Raw genomic sequence first — 16,888 nt, 5'->3', positions numbered from 1 at the left:
GACGGCCAATTTTTTAAAGGAATGGGAGGAATTCATGAAAGTCTACGGAATGCAGCATGTGGGCTTCACGGTGCCCGATCTCGATGAAGCCGTGGCATTCTTCACGAAGCTGTTCGGTGCGGTGGAATGCCTGTCGACCGGCCTCGTCGACGTCGATGACGCGTATATGCAGCGACGCCTCGGCGTGGCGGGCAATACACGCATCGAGGATATCCGGGTGCTGCGCGTCGGCAATGGCACCAATCTGGAAATCTTCCGTTATTCCGGCGATGCCGAACCCGATGCGCCGCTGAAGCGCAACAGCCAGCCCGGCGGCTACCATCTCGCCTTCCAGGTCGACGACTGCATCGCCGCCGCCGATCGGCTTCGCGCTGAAAATGTCGAGGTGCTGGACGGGCCGACCTATGTCGATGTCGGCCCGATGGAGGGACTGACCTGGTGCTACCTGAAGGCACCCTGGGGGCAGTTCCTCGAAATCGTCAGCATGGACGGACCGCTGGGCGCCGAGCGCGCGGGCAGCCCGGCACAGTGGTCACCCGCAATCAACTGATCCAGCCGCGTGCGGCCCCGCACCGCGCGCCGTTTTACAATTTGGTGAAACGTTTCAACAGCGGGATTCCGGAGGAGGAAAGAATGAGAACCATACGAACTCTCGCCTACGCCACGGCCCTTTGCATCGGGGCCGCCGGCTCGGCCATGGCCGAAAAGCCGTTCGAAGGCGTCGAACTCAAGATGCTGGGTATCGGCGACACGTCGGTTACGCGCCTGGCCCCGATCGTCGGGGAATTCGAAGCGCTCACCGGCGCGAAGGTGCAGATCGACATGCTCCCCTATCCGGGTCTTGTCGACAAGATCATCATCGAGTCGAGTTCCGACTCGCCCTCCTATCAATTGCTCTGGGTCGACAGCCCCTGGGTCGGCATGCTCGGCGAAGCCGGCGCGCTCGTCGACCTGACGGATTTCGCCAAGCGCGACGCCGCGGAAATAAAGCTCGACGACATCATCCCCATCCAGTTGCAGGAAAATACCTGGCAGGGCCAGCTTCTCGCCTTCCCGGCCTCCGGCATGACCTGGCTCAACCAGTACCGGGCCGACCTCTTCGAAAACGCCGAGGAGCAGGCGGCGTTCAAGGCAAGATACGGCTACGACCTCGCGGCTCCGACGACCTGGGACCAGTACCGGGACATCGCCGAATTCTTCACCCGCAAGAAGGGCGCGAATGCCGGTGGCAAGCCGCTGGAAAACGACCTCTATGGCGTCAGCCAGTCCTACAGCCGCGTGCAGGGCGCCATCACGCATGACTACTTTCCGTTCATGCGTTCGTTCGGCGGCGACTACTGGGATCCCGCGACCGGCCTCTGCGCCATGACGGGTGAACCGCACATCAAGGCGGCCGAATACATGAAATCGCTGATCCCCTTCAATCCGCCGGACTATCTCGGCCTGATGTGGGATATCCAGTCCGGTTACATGGAGCGCGGTGAGGCGGCGCAGGCCGCCTACTGGTCGGTCCGCTCGGTGCGTTTGACAAATCCCGCCGAAGCCAAGCTGGCGGAAATCGGCAAGGCCGGCTTCGCGGCCAACCCGACCGATGGCGGCAAGGCCGAACCGACCTATACCGGCGCGCTCTCCTTCGCCATCAACGCCAAGGTTTCGGACAAGGAAAAGGAAGCCGCCTGGGCCTTCATCAAGTGGTCGACGAGTGAAGAGCTGATGCGGCGCTTCGCCAATGAAGGCAACGGCGTCAGCCAGTTCCGCAAGGCAATCCTCTCCGACCCCGAACTGCAGCAGAAGTACCCCTACTACAAGGTTCTGCTCGACAGCCAGGTCAACGCGAAGCGCCGGATCTTCCATCCGTTCTACCAGGATGTCGAAGAAACCTTCGGTGTCGAACTGAACAAGTTCATGGCGGGTGAAACCGCGACCGCCGAGGAAGCCCTGACCACGGCCTGCAACGCGGTCAACTCCCGTCTGAAGATGTTCCCGAAGGAAACGCTTCTGCGCTGGATCGACGACGTGCCCGCGAAAGTCCTTGCCGACTGACGCGCACGTTCGCCGCGCCGCCCCCTGCCCCCCTGGGGCGGCGCCCCTCACCGCCGGAGTTCCGACATGGCCTATCAAGCAACGCGCAACAGGCGCATCTTCCTTCTTTTCCTGCTGCCCGTCGTCGCCGTCCTTTTCCTCACGACGATCTATCCGATGCTCTATGCGGGATGGCTGTCGTTCCGTAACTACGACCTCGCCAAGCCCTTTATTCCGCGCATCTTCGTCGGTTGGGCGAACTATGCCGAGATTCTGTCCTCTGACCCGTTCCTGCATGCGCTTGCCACGACCCTCAAACTGATGGTGATGACGCTCTCCATCCAGCTTGTGCTCGGCGTCGGCATTGCGCTTCTCGTTACCCAGCGGTTGCCCGGAATGGGTCTTGCGCGAACCCTCCTTCTGATCCCGATGATGATCTCGCCCGTCATCGTGGGGCTCGTCTGGCTGTTCCTCTACTTCCCGGAACTCGGTTACCTCAACTATTTCCTCGGCCTCGTCGGCCTGTCCGGCGTCGGCTGGATCACCACCACCAACTGGGCGCTCTGGGCGATCGCGATCGCCGATATCTGGCAATGGACGCCCTTCATCATGATGGGCACCGCGGCTGCATTGCATTCGCTGTCGCCGGAGCCTTACGAGGCTGCCCTGATCGACGGCAATTCGCGCTGGGACGTCTTCTGGCGGGTGACGCTGCCGCAGTTGAAGCCGGTGCTGGTCAGCCTGATGTTCCTGCGCGCGATCGACGCCTTCAAGATCTACGACGTCATCTTCGTGCTCACGAAGGGGGGTCCGGGCGATTCCACCGAAGTGCTCTCCATGTTCATCTACCGCGAGTCCTTCACCTTCTGGCGCATGGGCACGGGCGCGGCCGCCTCCTTCGTCTCGCTGGCCATCATCACCATCCTCGTCACCTTCTTCTTCAAGTCGCTGAACCGCGACCGCGCGGCGACGGAGTAGTCCCATGAACAAGCCCTCTACCCGTCAGGCCATTCTCGTCTATCTGCTTCTCGCCGTGGTGCTGATCGTCTTTCTGACGCCGATCTATCTCGTCGCGTCCTCATCGGTGAAACCCGCACCGATCATGTTCCAGAAACCGCCGGCGTTCTTCTTCACCCCGACCTGGGAGCACTATCACGTGCTCTTCACGGCGCGACCCTTCCTGAAGTTCATCGGCAACAGCCTGATCGTCGCCCTCGGCTCGACGGCCATCAGCCTCGTCTTCGGATCGCTCGCCGCCTATGCGATCAGCCGTATCCGGCACAGACGCATGAACGACGTCGCCTTCTGGATCCTGTCGCTGCGCATGTTCCCGCCAATCACGGTGGTCGTCCCCTACTACATCATCTTCAAGACCGCCGGCCTGCTCGATACACCGCTCGCCCTGATCATCGTCTATTCCACCGCCAACATCCCGCTGGTCGTCTGGCTGATGAAGGGCTTCTTCGACGAGGTCCCCTCGGCCCTCGAGGAGGCGGCCATGGTCGACGGCTACGGCATCCTCGAAACCTTCTGGCGGGTCACGCTGCCGCTCGCGGCACCCGGACTCGCGGTCTCGGCGGTGTTCTGCTTCATCTTCTCCTGGAACGAGTTCCTGTTCGCCCTGATGCTGACGGGCTCGAAGGCGCAGACCGCGACCGTTGCCGTCATGTCCTTCTGGTCGTCCGACGCGGTCCAGTGGGGCCGCATCATGGCCGGTTCCTTCATCATCCTCATCCCCGGCGTCGTCTTCGTGCTGACCTGCCAGCGTTGGCTGGTGCGCGGCCTGACGATGGGCTCAGTCAAGTAAGGAGAGACGCATGTCGTCCATCGCACTGGAAAAAGTGGTCAAGCGCTACGGCGCGTTCGAGGTCGTGCACGGCATCGACCTGACGATCGAAAATGGAGAGTTCGTCGTGCTTCTCGGCCCTTCCGGCTGCGGGAAAACCACGACCCTGCGCATGGTGGCCGGGCTGGAAGACGTCTCCGGCGGAACGCTCTCGATCGGCGGCCGCGTCGTCAACGACGTGGCCCCGAAAGATCGCGGCATCGCCATGGTCTTCCAGAATTACGCGCTCTACCCGCACATGACCGTTCGGCAGAACATGGAATTCGCCTTGCGTCCATTGCGGCTCGCGCCCGGCGAAGTCGACCGCCGCGTTCGCGAGACCGCCGCCATCCTCGGCCTCGACGCGCTGCTGGCGCGCAAACCCTCGGCGCTGTCGGGCGGCCAGCGTCAGCGCGTCGCGATGGGCCGCGCCATGGTCCGGACCCCCGACGTCTTCCTGTTCGACGAACCCCTGTCCAACCTCGACGCAAAGCTGCGCACCCAGGTGCGATGGGAGATCGGCAAGCTGCACAAGCGGCTTGGCACCACCGTGCTCTACGTTACCCACGACCAGGTTGAAGCCATGACGCTGGCCGACAAAATCGTCATCATGCGGGATGGCCATGTCGAACAGGTCGGCAGTCCGGAAGACGTTTATACCCGGCCCGCCAATACCTTCGTCGCGACCTTCATCGGCAGCCCGGCCATGAATCTCGTGCCGGCGCGCCAGATGGGCGGAAAGCTGCAAGCCGAGGCCTTCACCCTCCCCCTGCCCGACCGTTTCACCGGTCGCCTGACGGAGGGTCAGGCCGTGCTGATCGGCATCCGTCCCTCGGATGTCACTTTGGTGTCTGCGGATGCGCCCGGCGCCCTGCGCGCCACCGTCGAGGTGACCGAATATCTCGGCGACGACGCGCTCCTCGATCTGCGGGTCGGTCCTCACGAACTGATCGCGCAGGTTTCCGCGGCAAGCCGCCCGGCAAATGACGCGTCGGTTCACATCGCCTTCAACACGGCCGGCCTGCATCTCTTCGATGCGGCGACCGGCGCCACGCTCCTTTCCTGAAAGTCTCGATATGCCATCAGAAATCATCATTCCCGCCCGCCAGACCTTCGAACTCCGATCCTATGACGATCTCCTGCTCCAGCCCGGCGAGATCCGGGGGCGAACGCTCTGCACGCTGATCAGCCAGGGCACGGAGATCGGCTGGGCCAATGGCGATACGTTCCCCGTCCGGCCAGGTTATGCCGCGGTCTTCGAAGTCGAGGAGATCGGCGAGGGCGTTACGGGCGTGAAGCCGGGCGAGCGGCGCTTTGCTATGGGCTATCATCGATCGACGCAGACCCATGCCGCCGAGAACACGCTTCTCCTGCCGGAGGGCATGGCGCCCGACACCGCGGTCATCGCGCGCCTGATGGGCGTTTCCATGACGACCTTGATGACAACCAGGGCTCGACCGGGCGATCGCGTCGTCATCACGGGCGCAGGTCCCGTCGGCTTCCTCGCCGCTCACCTGTTCCGGATCGGCGGTTACCTCGTTACGGTCGTGGATCCCGACGCGCTGCGGCGCAGGCAACTCGAACAGAGCGGCATCGCCGACACCCGCGCGCAGATGCCCCTCGACGATCCGGATATCCAGGGCCGGGTGGCGCTTGTCGTCGATTGTTCAGGTCATGAGGGCGCGGTGCTGGAAGGCTGCAATATGGTCCGCCGCATGGGGGAGGTCGTCCTTGTCGGCGTACCGTGGCGGAAATACACCGACCTCACGGCGCATGACATTACCAACGCCGTGTTCTTCAAGCACGTCACGCTTCGTTCGGGCTGGGAATGGGAATTGCCCATGCACGGCAGGAGTTTCCTGTGGGAGGAACTGCTGGAAGGCTACAACAATGCGCCGCATTCGATTTTCAGCGGCTTCTCCCGCGCCCTGACCTGGCTCGCCCAAGACAGAATCCCGCTCGATGGCCTAATCCATCGGGCGACGCCCGGGGCGCCCGAAATGCTCTATGCCGGCATCATGCAACGCGACATTGCTGAGCCGTTCATTGTCTTAGATTGGGGACCCTAGATGCCGTAATGGGCCGGCGTCTAGGGTCTGGACTCACGACAGCCACCAGATGACGGCTGCGGCGAGAGCGACGGCACCCATGAAGTTTTTGATGTTGCGATCAAGCGGGTGGCGAGGCGACGCCAGTCCTTGAGACGGCAGAACATACGCTCGATGACGTTGCGCTGCTTGTAAACGGCGCGGTCGTACTCGTACTGGACCTTGCGGTTTCGACATGGCGGGGGATCACAGCCTCGGTACCGCGCTCGTCGAAACGTCCTTGCAACGATCAGCACCGACAAGGTCGGCGCGGCGGCGCACAGCCCGGTGGCCAACGCAAACAGCACCAGGCCCAGCACGAGCATCGCCTTGGCACCGAAACGATCGGCAAGACGGCCGGCGACGACGACGCAGACCGTCAGGCTGGCGAGATAGGCCACCGTGACGGCCTGCACCTGCGGAAGCGGCGCGGCAAAGGCCGTTGCCAATTCAGGCAAGGCGGTGTTGGCAATGCTGGTGCCGAGCGAGGCCAGACCAGTGGCCAGCGACAGGGCGATCGTGATGCCGGTTCTACCCGTCAGCGATCGGGGTGAATTGATGGTGTCCAATGTCGTTTCCTCTTGTCGAATGATTAACTGAGGAGCAAGCTGCCACTTCAAGCCAACTTGAGGTTAAGCATGAAATTCCTGGATATCGGTGAGGTTGCCGCGCGCACAGGGATCAAGCCGTCGGCCCTGCGCTATTATGAGGAAGTGGGTCTGATCGCCTCGGTATCGCGTCACGGCCTGCGCCGGCAGTTTCCGCCCGAGGTGCTGCTGCAACTCAAGCTGATCGCCATGGGGAAATCGGCGGGTTTCTCGCTGGAGGAGATCGCCGGCATGTTCGGCCGGAATGGATTACCGGATCTGCCCCGCGACTTGCTGCGTCGAAAGGCCCAGCACATCGATCAACAGATCGCGGAGCTGACGGCGCTGCGCGAGACACTGCGTCATATCGCCGATTGTCCGGCCCCATCGCATATGGAATGCCCCACGTTCCGAAGGCTGATCCATGGGGCCATCAAACGTGAAGGCCAGGCGAGCGGTCCCCCAAAGCGGTCATTGAAAGCGGAGGAAGTATAGCCACGAGAGCCCGTCCGGCTACGCCCCGAGCGTGGCAATCTGCGCCGAGAAAGTGGTTCATCAGGTTGTTTGAAGTAGGTGAAGGCGTGGGCTCTTGATGGGATCCGAACTCGCGACCTACACATTTCTAAGCAGCTCATCGCGTTGAATGTCCATTATAATGTTCTTTCATGGACATAAATAGAGGTGCGGGAGATCGCCGTGGCGGTCGGCTATCATGTCCTCTCGTCTTCACTCCGCAGCCAGGCGATCGACGCCGCCGCGTAGGTGTGAATGGCCCAACGCGAGCCTGATATCTTGTAATCGTAGCGCCCGGAATATATATTCCGATCTATCGGAAGAATTAATCAGGAGGCCCATATGCCCGAGGTTGCGGAAATGCTGAAGGCGAGCGAGGCCGCTGTCGTTTCGCGCGTGAGCCTGCGCGACGTGAACCGCGCCATCGACGAACATATCCTGCCAGAGGCGTTTGTCTCGCTCGACAATGGCCGGCACATTCTCGCCGGCGCGTGCTCATTCATTGCCTTTTACTTCGAGAGCGCCAGACGCCTGACCTCGGAGGAGCGGCTCTTTGCAATCAAGACCGTCGGTCCGCGCCTCACGCGCTCGCGGGCGCTCGCCTGGGCTGCGCTGCTGCGCGAGGATTGGACTGTACACGACGAATTCCTGACAATCGACCTGCTTCCATTCGTCCGGGAGACAAGCAAGCGGTTGGACGATCTTGCGGCCGCTCGCGAACTCGTCGCGGTATCGCCGGATATCTTAGGCGGCACGCCGGTCGTCAATGGCACGCGTGTTCCGGTCTATGATGTCGCCGCTTCCGCGGCGGCTGGTCTCCCGATCGAGCAGATTCTGGACACTTGGCCAAGCCTCGACGCGGAAAAGGTGCGTCTCGCTGCGATCTACGCGGAGGCAAACCCCCTTCGTGGGCGGCCGCGCGTCTCCTCCGATTTGCCCGAGGGCGCAACTATCATCGTCGACCGCCGTGTCGCCCGTCGCAGGAAGGCGGGATGAAATTTCTGATTGATGAATGCCTCAGTCCGGAACTTGCCAAACTCGCAATCGGCAAAGGTCATGGGGAAACGAGCCACATCGTCTGGATAGGTTTGGCCGGCCGCAAGGATTGGGAACTGAAGCCGATCATCCTCCAGGGTGACTGGACATTCGTAACCAAGAACTCCGTGGATTTTCGGGGTCCAAAGGACACTCCCGGTTCCAAGGGCCAGTATGCAGACGTCGCCATCCATGCCGGGCTAATCTGCCTCAATGGCCCACCCGGCATGGATTTAGACATGCAGATCGAACTCTTCGAGCAGGCACTTGCGGAGTTGGAGGCGGAGCCTGACTTGATCAACCAGGTGCTGGAGGTTTCACTTGAGGATGAAGACGAGCTGCGCATACTTCGCTACGCCCTGCCAAACGAATGAGCAGCCGTCATCTCTCACTTGAGGATCCCGAAAAGTCCGCTCACGCATCAGCGGACGATGTTCACGATGACGAGGTGAGAGAAACGCCGGAACGGCGGTTGCCAATTATGAAGCTGACCTTAAAGACGCATCCCGATACATCTAATCGCGGAATGGCATAGGCTCGATCTTTCCCGGCATGACAACGGGAAGAAGGATAGGTGCCTTGTGCTCACGCAATCAATTCGTCGCGTCTATGGTGGTGATGGCCGGTTTGCTTTCCCTGGCGGCTGCGATGCCTCACCAGGCGACAAAGTTCGAGCCTCTGACTATTCAGGAGCAAGGTAGCTTCGCCGTCGGCGGAACGGTGGCCAAGACGTCCGGCACCTACGACAACAACAAGCCGACCACCGAGGCGCAAAACTTCCACGGCGATCATCTCTACGCCTTTTACCAGGACCCGAAGCCGCTTCCGATCGTCATGCTGCACGGCGCCTACCAGTCGGGCCGCAGTTGGGAAACCACATCGGATGGGCGCGAAGGCTTCCAGACGATGTTCCTGCGCCGGCATTTCCCGGTCTATATCGTCGATCAGCCGCGTCGTGGCCGCGCCGGCAACAGCACAGTCGCCGCAACGGTCCAGCCCGCTCCGTTCGACCAGTTCTTCCGCTCAGTGACGCCGAACACCGGCCCCTACGATGCCGGCGTGATCTCGGATGCAATGGCAGCCCTGTTCGCAAAGACTGGCTCCGGCATCCTGTTCTCGCATTCGCAGGCCGGTGGGCCGGGCTGGCTGACGGCGATCAAGAGCGAGAACGTCGAGGGGATCGCCGCTCTCGAACCTGGCAGCGGCTTCATCTTCCCGGAAGGCGAACTTCCCGATGAGATGCCAAGCGCGGCCGGCACGCTGAGGCCCGAGGCCGGTTTTTACTCCGCCGTTGACACAGGCATGAACGCCGCAACAAAATCCCATTCGCGATCCGTCGCTTGCATATCGAAGCGTCCGGCGGACATAATTCCGCCGGGTGGATTCAGTTAGGAAGGGCGACGGTTGCAGCATGCTCACGGCACCACACAAAATATCCAAACTTGACCATTATCTGTTGGTTTCCGCGCGGAACTGAGCCGGTTTTTCCACCGAGAAGTGAGCCACTTCTGAGTATGGTTTTCTGATCAGGGTTTGGTCAAGGGATTGGCCTTTTCTCCTCTCTTCTGTGCTGCTGCGGCCGAGCTGGCCTTGAAGCGGAAGCTGTCGTTTCCTGTTTCCAGGATGTGGCAACGGTGGGTCAGACGATCGAGCAGAGCGGTGGTCATCTTGGCGTCGCCGAAAACGGTTGCCCATTCGCTGAAGCTGAGGTTGGTGGTGATGATGACGCTGGTGCGTTCATAGAGCTTGCTCAGCAGGTGGAAGAGCAGCGCTCCGCCTGACGCACTAAAGGGGAGGTATCCGAGTTCATCCAGGATCAGCAGGTCGAGGCGGACCAACGTCTCGGCGATCTGGCCAGCCTTGCCTCTGGCCTTCTCCTGCTCGAGCGCATTGACCAATTCGATGGTCGAAAAGAAGCGGACCTTTCGGCGATGGTGCTCGATAGCCTGGACACCGAGGGCGGTCGCGACGTGTGTTTTTCCTGTGCCCGGCCCGCCGACGAGCACGATATTCTGCGCTCCATCCATGAACTCGCATCGGTGCAGTTGGCGCACGTTGGCCTCGTTGATCTCGCTGGCGGCGAAGTCGTATCCGGAGATATCCTTGTAGGCCGGGAAGCGAGCCGCCTTCATGTGATAGGCGATGGAGCGAACCTCACGCTCTGCCATCTCGGCCTTCAGCAACTGCGATAGGATCGGTACGGCCGCATCGAACGCCGGCGCTCCTTGTTCGATCAGGTCCGTGACCGCTTGGGCCATGCCATACATCTTTAGGCTACGCAGCATGATGACGATGGCGGCGCTGGCGGGATCATGACGCATGGCGACCTCCCACAGTCCGGACCCGCAAACCATCGTAGCGTTCGACGTTAGCCTTGGGTTCACGCAGCAACGTTAGCGCCTGTGGCGTGTCGATGTCAGGGCCGTCAGTCGTCTTGCCGTCGATCAGCCGATGCAGCAGATTCAGCACATGCGTCTTGGTCGCAACGCCTTGATCCAGAGCCAGTTCCACAGCCCTGACGACGGTTTGTTCGTCGTGATGAAGAACGAGCGCAAGAATATCGACCATCTCACGATCACCGCCGAGGCGGCGAAGCATCTGGTCCTGCAATTTGCGCAAGGCGGGTGGCAATTCCAGGAAGGGTGCACCATTGCGCAAAGCACCGGGCTTGCGCTGGATGACGGCAAGGTAATGCCGCCAGTCGTAGATCGTCCGTGGTGGTTTGTCGTGGCTGCGCTCTATGATCCGCGGATGTTCGCAGAGGATATTGCCCTCGGCTGCAACGACCAGCCGCTCGGGATAAATCCGCAGGCTGACAGGCCTGTTCGCAAAAGATGCCGGCACGCTGTAGCGGTTCCGCTCGAAGGTGATCAGGCATGTGGGTGAGACGCGCTTGCTCTGCTCGACGAAACCGTCAAACATCGCGGGCAATGCCATTAACGCAGGCTGCTCATCACCCCAAACATCCGCGATCGAACCGGGAAGGCTCCCATGCGCTGTTTCCTGCCACAGGTCCTGGCAATGCTGTTCCAGCCAGAGGTTCAACGTTGCCAAATCCGGGAAGTCGGGCATCTGTTGCCATAGGCGGGGACGAGAATCCTGGACGTTCTTCTCCACCTGGCCCTTCTCCCATCCCGCGGCGGGATTGCAGAACTCGGGCGCAAAGACGTAATGGTTCGTCATCGCCTGGAAGCGGACGTTGACTTGCCGTTCCTTGCCGCGGCCAACACGATCGACCGCGGTCTTCATGTTGTCGTAGATGCCGCGACCAGGTACACCGCCGAACACGCGGAACCCGTGCCAATGGGCGTCGAAGAGCATCTCGTGCGTTTGCAGCAGGTAGGCTCGGACCAGAAACGCGCGACTATGCGATAGCTTGATATGCGCGACCTGAAGCTTCGTGCGCTCGCCGCCGATCACGGCATAATCCTCACTCCAATCGAATTGGAATGCTTCCCCTGGGCGGAAAGACAGAGGAACGAATATGCCGCGGCCAGCCGTTTGCTGCTCAACCCGCCACTCACGGGCGAATGCGGCGACCCGGCCATAGGAGCCGGTAAATCCCAGAGCCATCAGATCGGCATGAAGCTGCTTCAACGTCCGGCGCTGCTTGCGCGTTCTGCCGGCCTCGGTCTTCAGCCAGCCAGAGAGTTTGTCGGCAAAAGGATCAAGCTTGCTCGGTCTTTCCGGTACCGTGAACGTCGGCTCGATCGTACCAGCGCTCAGATACTTTGCGATCGTATTGCGCGACAATCCGGTTCGCCGGCTGATCTCGCGTACAGACAGCTTCTCGCGCAGCTTCATCCGACGGATGATGTTTAAAAGTCCCATGTGGATCACTCCGTTGCCCCCGTCGCTCTCCGCGTTGGGGGAAGGTTCACATGGCTCAATTCTCAATGGAAATTATGCGCCTAACCGGCTCAGTTCTGCGTGGAAACCAACACATTATCGGCTTAGCGGTTGTTTTTCGCTGGCGAAATGAGTCGACCGTAGGCAGGGGGACTTGGACAGGCGAGGATGATGATGATCCGCGGCAAGGTAGTGGCGATTTTCGCCTTTGTGACGCACTTTCATTTCGAAACTACACCTACCGTAGCGCAACGCCTTTCAGGTGAGACCTTTCTGTCAGCAGGAAAGCCTGGCGTGGCAGACCTCGAAAATCAGGCGCTAGCTGTCGACAATGATCCACTCGGCGTTGCGAACTATCTTGAGGGCTTCAGAGCAGGTAAGGCTCTACGGCAATATGCGTCATCCATGTTGACCGATGGTCAAGCCGATCGTCTGGAAAAGCAATGGGCGGCACTGGTGGCGGATCCAGACGCACTGGCGAGAGCTGAACGAAAAGATGGAAGCCTCTGGTGGCCTCGGGCAGAAGATGTTGGCTTTTTCACGGGAGGCGTTTCATACGCGCTCAGCAAGCATCCTCAAGCGTTGCAGTCCTTCAGTAAGGGAGCCCGGCCGGCACAAGCCTGAGACGTCACAGACTGAAGTGTCCGCAAGAGAATTCAGTTGAGAAAACGATTCTCACGAAGGACTGCTTGAGCGATAGCTACGAACGCGCGAACCTTCGCTGAGGCGGACCTCCCCTCTGGATGCAGGATATGGATGGGTATTGGCGGCTCTTCATACTCGCTGAGTACGATCTGCAAATCTGCTGCCATGAGTGCCGGTCCGATCTGGTAGTGGAGAACTCTGGTCAGCCCCCGGCCTTGTCGTGCGAATGTGATTGCCGCTTCGTTGGTGTTGCATTGGAGGGTGGCATCGATTGTCACGCGCTGTTCGTTGGCGAACCGCCATTCAGGTGAGGCCCAGGCGCCTGTCGAGGCGGCGATGCGGTGATCCTTGAGGTCCGCTGGAGTATTCGGAATGCCATAACGCTCGAAATAGTCCGGCGATCCGCAGATAACACGCCGGACAGTGCCGACCTTTGTGGCCGAAAGACCCGAGTCCGGGAGACGGCCGATACGGACCGCCACATCGATCCCTTCATCGACAATGTTGACGGGACGATCAACGAAAAGGGTCTTGGCCTTCATGGTGGGATAAGCGTCGAGATATTCCATCACGATCGGAAGCACATGCATTTGGCCAAACAACACTGAAGCGGTCAGAGAAAGCGTTCCCGTCGGCCTGGCATCGGAGCCTCCCGCTGCAGCCTCTGCTTCAGCGATGTCCGCAAGAATACGGCGGCAATCCTTGAAATAGCGTGACCCTGTCTCGGTCATCTTTACCGAGCGCGTCGTTCGTACGAACAGACGCGCTCCGATGAGCCCCTCGAGCGAAGCGACGGCGCGTGTCACTGCAGGCGCGCTCATATGCAGGTGGCGGGCAGTTTCTGCAAAACTCTCGGTTTCTGCGACCTTCACGAATATCCGCATTGCTTGCCAACGATCCATCTGCTTACCTCCCAGCACTGGGGACGATAGTAGGGATGTCTTGGGTAAGGCAGCAAGACTTCATGTGAAACCGACCGTGGCTCAGGAGCTCGACTGCCGGAATGCCGCGGCCATCTTCTCGATTTCCGCGCAGCTTCGCGCGCACAGGCCTGTGCAAGAGCACGCTGACGGTTTTCTTCACGAACCGCCAGCGCCAATGCTATCGCCATCGATGTCTTGAGATCGAAACTGAACCCCCTTCGCGCAACGTCGATCTCTGCGCCCATCATGCCTATGGCGCGTGCGGATTCTTCCTGTTTCCGAAACAGGAAAGAATCGTTGCTCGTCGCAGTGAGCGCGAGCTCCACCGGCAGTCGGATGCGCTCGTCCAGCTTGAACCCGGTCATGGGTCGATCTCTCCCAAACGTGGGCCGTGATCCAGAGCATTTCCGCTTGTCTTTGAATCACGAAAACACGCTAACTCTTATTTTAATGCAATTCCCGGACGCTAAACTGCTTCGCACTTTCGCTGGAATTACTTTAGAAGCCGAAATCGCTCAGGCCGGGGTGATCGTCCGGCCGACGGCCAAGTGGCCAGCGAAACTTCCGATCAGCCTCGGTGATCGGGTGTTCGTTGATGCTGGCATGGCGGGTCCGCATCAGGCCGTCGTCGGTGAATTCCCAGTTCTCGTTGCCATAGGCGCGGAACCATTGGCCGCTGTCATCGCGGTACTCGTAGGCGTAGCGCACGGCAATCCGGTTTCCTGTGAAGGCCCAGAGCTCCTTGATCAGGCGGTATTCCAGTTCCTTGTTCCACTTGCGGGTCAGGAAGGCTTGCGCTTCTGCACGGTTGGTCACGAATTCGGCGCGGTTGCGCCACCGCGTGTCCAGGGTATAGGCGAGAGCCACCTTCGCGGGATCGCGACTGTTCCAGCCATCTTCCGCGAAGCGGATCTTTTCGATGGCACTCTGTTCGGTGAACGGGGGAAGCGGGGGACGAGACATCATTCAACTCCTCGGGTTGCTGCAAAGAAAAGGAAAGGGGTGGCGCGATGACGTCACCGTCATGCGTGATATCTGTAACTTCTTGGCGGTTGTGAGAGACGCGGCTCCCGTATGTGCAGAATGACGCCACAACGCCTGAGGCTGAACGTCGAAAACGAGGAACGCACTATTGCGCGTGACGCAGCAATCCCCGCCTTCAGACCGCCACCTGGATACCGCCGCGAACCTCGTCTGCAGGGACGGCGCAGCAAAGCAGGATCTCGTCTTCGTCGATCGTCGCGATCGGCTCCTTCACATAGGTCACCGTACCCTTGATCAGCTTGGTGCGGCATGTGCCGCAGGTTCCTGTGCGGCAACTGAACTCGGGTTCGAGGCCGCGCGCCTCCGCCAGTTCCAGCAGCGTGCCGGAATCAGGCGTCCAGCGCGCCTCCTTCACCGACTTCGTGAACACGACCGGCACGGGTCGGGTGGACGGCGGTGCACGGGCCGGAACCGGCGCAGTCGCGGCCGCGATAGTGTTTCGCTTCAGCGACGAGGGGCCGAACGCCTCGGCATGAATGCGGTCTTCGGCGATATTGTAGCCCCGAAGCCCGTCGTAAATTGCCTGGGTGAACTGCGGCGGGCCGCAGAGATAGAAGTCGTAGTCGTTGAACGGCAAGTGGCGGGTCAGCAGCGCCATGTCGATCCTGCCGGCGGCATCATAGTCGATACCCAATGTGGCGCCGTCGATGTCGCTCAGGACCCGAACAACGCGCATCACGCCTTTCGTCGCATCGGCGAGTTCGGCTATTTCCTTTTTGAAGGGCCGTTCGGTCTTCGAACGGGCGGCATGGAACAGCGTGACAGGACGAATGCGCTGCGTGCGAAGCCCTTCGTAGACAAGGTGGCGGAGCATCGCGAGTAGCGGCGCAATCCCGACGCCGCCGGCAACGAGCACGGCCGGGCGTGTCGCCCCGGCGTCGATGGTGAAGCCGCCGGCCGGTGCCCGCGCCTCGATGACGTCGCCGACGGCAACGCTGTCGTGCAGGAACTGCGACACCAGTCCGTCCCGCCTGACGCTGATGCGGTAGGCACCGTCCGAGGGCGCGACGGAAAGCGAATAGGTCCGGATCACGGGCCTTTCGCGGCCTGGCGGCGTCACGCGGATCGGCAGGTGTTGCCCGGCGGCATGCGGCAGAAGTCCCGCGCCATCGCGTGGCTGCAGGTGGAACGAGCAGATCGTTTCGCTCTCCTTGACGATCCTGGCAACGGTCAGCGGGCGCCACTGCTTGGCAAGTTCAGCCGCGCGGAGCCGGTCGCCAGCCTGTGCCCAGTTGCCCGTCATCAGGGAGCTCGGGGACCAACCGTCCTTCTGGAAACCCCAACGCAGAGCCAGGGCATTGGCGCGGCGGACGATCCGCCGGGGCTTGAACGTCCAGAGCCGTTCGGCCCCCTGGAAGGCCGCGATCTCGGGGGAGTCCAGAATGACCTCGGCGTCACCGGCCATCTGCAGCATATCGCCTGTCGTGAAGTCCACGAAAAGCAGCCCCGCCCTGCCGTTCAGCAGGATGTTGCCGAGTGTCGCGAAGAACAGGTTGCCGTCGAAGTCCGGGATCGTCAGCGTCCCGTCATCCCCGACACGGACGAAGCCGGCATTCCCGCCACGATGGGAGACATCCACCTGCCGCCGGTCTTCGCGGTCGACATAGGATGCGACGAAGAAGGCGTCGGCACTTCTTATCATGGCACGGGCCGGATCGTCGAATTCGGGAAGGTCCTCCATAGTGCCCGAAAATGCCTGCCCGGGTTCGCGAGTGAACGCGAAATCACGCATCTGGATATAGCGTGGACAGTTTCCGAAGCTCTGGTCGACGTTGACGCGAAAGCCGTCCTCCATCGCGGAAACGAATCCGTTCATGCGATTGCGGCGACGGGTGTGCATCTCGATGCCGAGCAGACCGACCGGCTTGCCGTCCGCAATGCCCTCGCTGGCCGGGTCGGTTGCGTCCTTTGGCGCCACAATGTCGAGCACGGTCGGCGAAGGAGAGGACATGAAGCCGAGACGGCCCTCGACGAAGGTCGCCCATGCGTCATCCCCGGAATCGACGCTGCCGAGCACGATAAAGGGGAGCTGGGCGTAGAAGTCGCGATGCTGGTCGGGCATGTAGTCGCGGACGACGCGCTGGCCGACGACGGTCATGCGTTCGACAACGCCCACCTTCTCCTGAAGAAGCTTTTCGCCTTCGTGCCATGTCGGCAGTGTCTTGTCGCGCATGTCTCGCCTCCAAGAGTAGCAGAGCGCGCGGGCAGGCACGCTCCGCTCGCATTCAGGCTGCTGCGAGTCCGACCGGCGTGCGGACGAAATCCACAAAACCCGGCAGCGTGTCAACGGCGGAGTAAAAACCGGCCACGGGGCGGAGCAACAGTCGGCCACGGTGGCGCCGGCCTGAGACCGCCGGG

Annotated in this window: 18 protein-coding genes; 11 read left to right on the top strand and 7 right to left on the bottom strand. The window is 61.1% G+C overall.

From position 1 onward, the window contains the following. The first annotated feature begins 34 nt into the window (after positions 1-34). The 6 genes from AKG11_RS30285 to AKG11_RS30260 all read left to right on the top strand — a co-directional run bounded on the left by AKG11_RS30285 (position 35) and on the right by AKG11_RS30260 (position 5,916). The gene (locus AKG11_RS30285; protein WP_050746661.1) at positions 35-550 is read left to right on the top strand and encodes a VOC family protein; all 516 of its coding nucleotides are present in this window, start codon (positions 35-37) and stop codon (positions 548-550) included. Positions 551-633: 83 nt separating this feature from the next. Then, on the top strand, positions 634-2,043 hold the full coding sequence (locus AKG11_RS30280) for an ABC transporter substrate-binding protein (RefSeq protein WP_050746646.1): 1,410 nt from the start codon (positions 634-636) through the stop codon (positions 2,041-2,043). A 66-nt stretch (positions 2,044-2,109) separates the two neighbouring features. Then, on the top strand, positions 2,110-3,000 hold the full coding sequence (locus AKG11_RS30275) for a carbohydrate ABC transporter permease (RefSeq protein WP_050746645.1): 891 nt from the start codon (positions 2,110-2,112) through the stop codon (positions 2,998-3,000). A 4-nt stretch (positions 3,001-3,004) separates the two neighbouring features. After that, positions 3,005-3,829 carry a carbohydrate ABC transporter permease gene (locus AKG11_RS30270; RefSeq protein ID WP_050746644.1) on the top strand — a complete coding sequence of 275 codons (825 nt, stop codon included), beginning with the start codon at positions 3,005-3,007 and terminating at the stop codon, positions 3,827-3,829. Between the two features lie 10 nt (positions 3,830-3,839). Continuing rightward, positions 3,840-4,913, top strand: coding sequence for an ABC transporter ATP-binding protein (locus tag AKG11_RS30265; RefSeq protein ID WP_050746643.1), 1,074 nt, complete (start codon positions 3,840-3,842; stop codon positions 4,911-4,913). A 10-nt stretch (positions 4,914-4,923) separates the two neighbouring features. Next, a complete protein-coding gene (locus tag AKG11_RS30260; RefSeq protein ID WP_050746642.1) occupies positions 4,924-5,916 on the top strand; it encodes an MDR/zinc-dependent alcohol dehydrogenase-like family protein in 993 nt (330 codons plus the stop codon). 20 nt (positions 5,917-5,936) lie between these two features. Here AKG11_RS30260 and AKG11_RS35900 read toward each other — a convergent pair whose 3' ends face one another. After that, complete coding sequence (locus tag AKG11_RS35900; RefSeq protein WP_050746641.1) at positions 5,937-6,503, bottom strand: MFS transporter; 567 nt, start codon at positions 6,501-6,503, stop codon at positions 5,937-5,939. Positions 6,504-6,572: 69 nt separating this feature from the next. Between AKG11_RS35900 and AKG11_RS30250 the strand changes: the two genes are divergently transcribed. The 4 genes from AKG11_RS30250 to AKG11_RS30235 all read left to right on the top strand — a co-directional run bounded on the left by AKG11_RS30250 (position 6,573) and on the right by AKG11_RS30235 (position 9,461). Then, positions 6,573-7,016, top strand: a complete 444-nt coding sequence (locus AKG11_RS30250; protein WP_050746640.1) for a helix-turn-helix domain-containing protein — start codon at positions 6,573-6,575, stop codon at positions 7,014-7,016. A gap of 360 nt (positions 7,017-7,376) precedes the next feature. Next, the gene (locus AKG11_RS30245; protein WP_050746639.1) at positions 7,377-8,030 is read left to right on the top strand and encodes a DUF433 domain-containing protein; all 654 of its coding nucleotides are present in this window, start codon (positions 7,377-7,379) and stop codon (positions 8,028-8,030) included. Then, entirely contained in the window at positions 8,027-8,443 is a 417-nt protein-coding gene (locus tag AKG11_RS30240; protein WP_050746638.1) for a DUF5615 family PIN-like protein, read from the top strand. The genes AKG11_RS30245 and AKG11_RS30240 overlap by 4 nt, the downstream gene beginning before the upstream one ends. A 235-nt stretch (positions 8,444-8,678) precedes the next feature. Further along, entirely contained in the window at positions 8,679-9,461 is a 783-nt protein-coding gene (locus tag AKG11_RS30235; RefSeq protein WP_197284039.1) for an alpha/beta fold hydrolase, read from the top strand. A gap of 134 nt (positions 9,462-9,595) precedes the next feature. On the opposite strand, the gene istB is transcribed toward AKG11_RS30235, so the two are convergent. Together istB and istA are read right to left on the bottom strand one after the other, a co-directional pair. Beyond that, positions 9,596-10,390, bottom strand: coding sequence for an IS21-like element helper ATPase IstB (istB, locus tag AKG11_RS30230; RefSeq protein WP_024271369.1), 795 nt, complete (start codon positions 10,388-10,390; stop codon positions 9,596-9,598). Further along, positions 10,380-11,900: an IS21 family transposase gene (istA, locus tag AKG11_RS30225; RefSeq protein WP_024271368.1), complete on the bottom strand. Its 1,521-nt coding sequence runs from the start codon at positions 11,898-11,900 to the stop codon at positions 10,380-10,382. The genes istB and istA overlap by 11 nt, the downstream gene beginning before the upstream one ends. 186 nt (positions 11,901-12,086) lie before the next feature. Here istA and AKG11_RS34830 point away from each other — a divergent pair, with 186 nt between their 5' ends. Next, positions 12,087-12,542, top strand: coding sequence for a hypothetical protein (locus AKG11_RS34830; protein ID WP_156334177.1), 456 nt, complete (start codon positions 12,087-12,089; stop codon positions 12,540-12,542). A gap of 32 nt (positions 12,543-12,574) precedes the next feature. Here AKG11_RS34830 and AKG11_RS30220 read toward each other — a convergent pair whose 3' ends face one another. From AKG11_RS30220 to AKG11_RS30210, 4 genes are all read right to left on the bottom strand, one after another. After that, complete coding sequence (locus AKG11_RS30220) at positions 12,575-13,465, bottom strand: LysR family transcriptional regulator (protein WP_050746637.1); 891 nt, start codon at positions 13,463-13,465, stop codon at positions 12,575-12,577. Beyond that, entirely contained in the window at positions 13,432-13,851 is a 420-nt protein-coding gene (locus AKG11_RS35510; protein ID WP_245290278.1) for a carbonic anhydrase family protein, read from the bottom strand. The genes AKG11_RS30220 and AKG11_RS35510 overlap by 34 nt, the downstream gene beginning before the upstream one ends. A 133-nt stretch (positions 13,852-13,984) precedes the next feature. Continuing rightward, positions 13,985-14,449 carry a nuclear transport factor 2 family protein gene (locus AKG11_RS30215; RefSeq protein WP_050746660.1) on the bottom strand — a complete coding sequence of 155 codons (465 nt, stop codon included), beginning with the start codon at positions 14,447-14,449 and terminating at the stop codon, positions 13,985-13,987. A gap of 196 nt (positions 14,450-14,645) precedes the next feature. Next, positions 14,646-16,703 (bottom strand): 2Fe-2S iron-sulfur cluster-binding protein, encoded by a 2,058-nt coding sequence (locus AKG11_RS30210; RefSeq protein ID WP_050746636.1) that lies wholly within the window; start codon positions 16,701-16,703, stop codon positions 14,646-14,648. Between the last annotated feature and the right edge of the window lie 185 nt (positions 16,704-16,888).

The sequence above is a fragment of the Shinella sp. SUS2 genome, from assembly GCF_001262505.1.
Taxonomy (GTDB): Bacteria; Pseudomonadota; Alphaproteobacteria; order Rhizobiales; family Rhizobiaceae; genus Shinella.
The sequence above is the reverse complement of the archived record's forward strand: the minus strand, read 5'-3'. Positions and strand labels throughout refer to the sequence as shown.

Excerpts from the sequence above, each read along its gene's own strand:
- AKG11_RS30285 (WP_050746661.1), top strand. The coding sequence starts at position 35 with ATGAAAGTCTACGGAATGCAGCATGTGGGCTTCACGGTGCCCGATCTC.
- AKG11_RS30280 (WP_050746646.1), top strand. The coding sequence starts at position 634 with ATGAGAACCATACGAACTCTCGCCTACGCCACGGCCCTTTGCATCGGG.
- AKG11_RS30275 (WP_050746645.1), top strand. The coding sequence starts at position 2,110 with ATGGCCTATCAAGCAACGCGCAACAGGCGCATCTTCCTTCTTTTCCTG.
- AKG11_RS30270 (WP_050746644.1), top strand. The coding sequence starts at position 3,005 with ATGAACAAGCCCTCTACCCGTCAGGCCATTCTCGTCTATCTGCTTCTC.
- AKG11_RS30265 (WP_050746643.1), top strand. The coding sequence starts at position 3,840 with ATGTCGTCCATCGCACTGGAAAAAGTGGTCAAGCGCTACGGCGCGTTC.
- AKG11_RS30260 (WP_050746642.1), top strand. The coding sequence starts at position 4,924 with ATGCCATCAGAAATCATCATTCCCGCCCGCCAGACCTTCGAACTCCGA.
- AKG11_RS30250 (WP_050746640.1), top strand. The coding sequence starts at position 6,573 with ATGAAATTCCTGGATATCGGTGAGGTTGCCGCGCGCACAGGGATCAAG.
- AKG11_RS30245 (WP_050746639.1), top strand. The coding sequence starts at position 7,377 with ATGCCCGAGGTTGCGGAAATGCTGAAGGCGAGCGAGGCCGCTGTCGTT.
- AKG11_RS30240 (WP_050746638.1), top strand. The coding sequence starts at position 8,027 with ATGAAATTTCTGATTGATGAATGCCTCAGTCCGGAACTTGCCAAACTC.
- AKG11_RS30235 (WP_197284039.1), top strand. The coding sequence starts at position 8,679 with ATGGTGGTGATGGCCGGTTTGCTTTCCCTGGCGGCTGCGATGCCTCAC.
- istB (WP_024271369.1), bottom strand. The coding sequence starts at position 10,390 with ATGCGTCATGATCCCGCCAGCGCCGCCATCGTCATCATGCTGCGTAGC.
- istA (WP_024271368.1), bottom strand. The coding sequence starts at position 11,900 with ATGGGACTTTTAAACATCATCCGTCGGATGAAGCTGCGCGAGAAGCTG.
- AKG11_RS34830 (WP_156334177.1), top strand. The coding sequence starts at position 12,087 with ATGATGATGATCCGCGGCAAGGTAGTGGCGATTTTCGCCTTTGTGACG.
- AKG11_RS30220 (WP_050746637.1), bottom strand. The coding sequence starts at position 13,465 with ATGGATCGTTGGCAAGCAATGCGGATATTCGTGAAGGTCGCAGAAACC.
- AKG11_RS35510 (WP_245290278.1), bottom strand. The coding sequence starts at position 13,851 with ATGACCGGGTTCAAGCTGGACGAGCGCATCCGACTGCCGGTGGAGCTC.
- AKG11_RS30215 (WP_050746660.1), bottom strand. The coding sequence starts at position 14,449 with ATGTCTCGTCCCCCGCTTCCCCCGTTCACCGAACAGAGTGCCATCGAA.
- AKG11_RS30210 (WP_050746636.1), bottom strand. The coding sequence starts at position 16,703 with ATGCGCGACAAGACACTGCCGACATGGCACGAAGGCGAAAAGCTTCTT.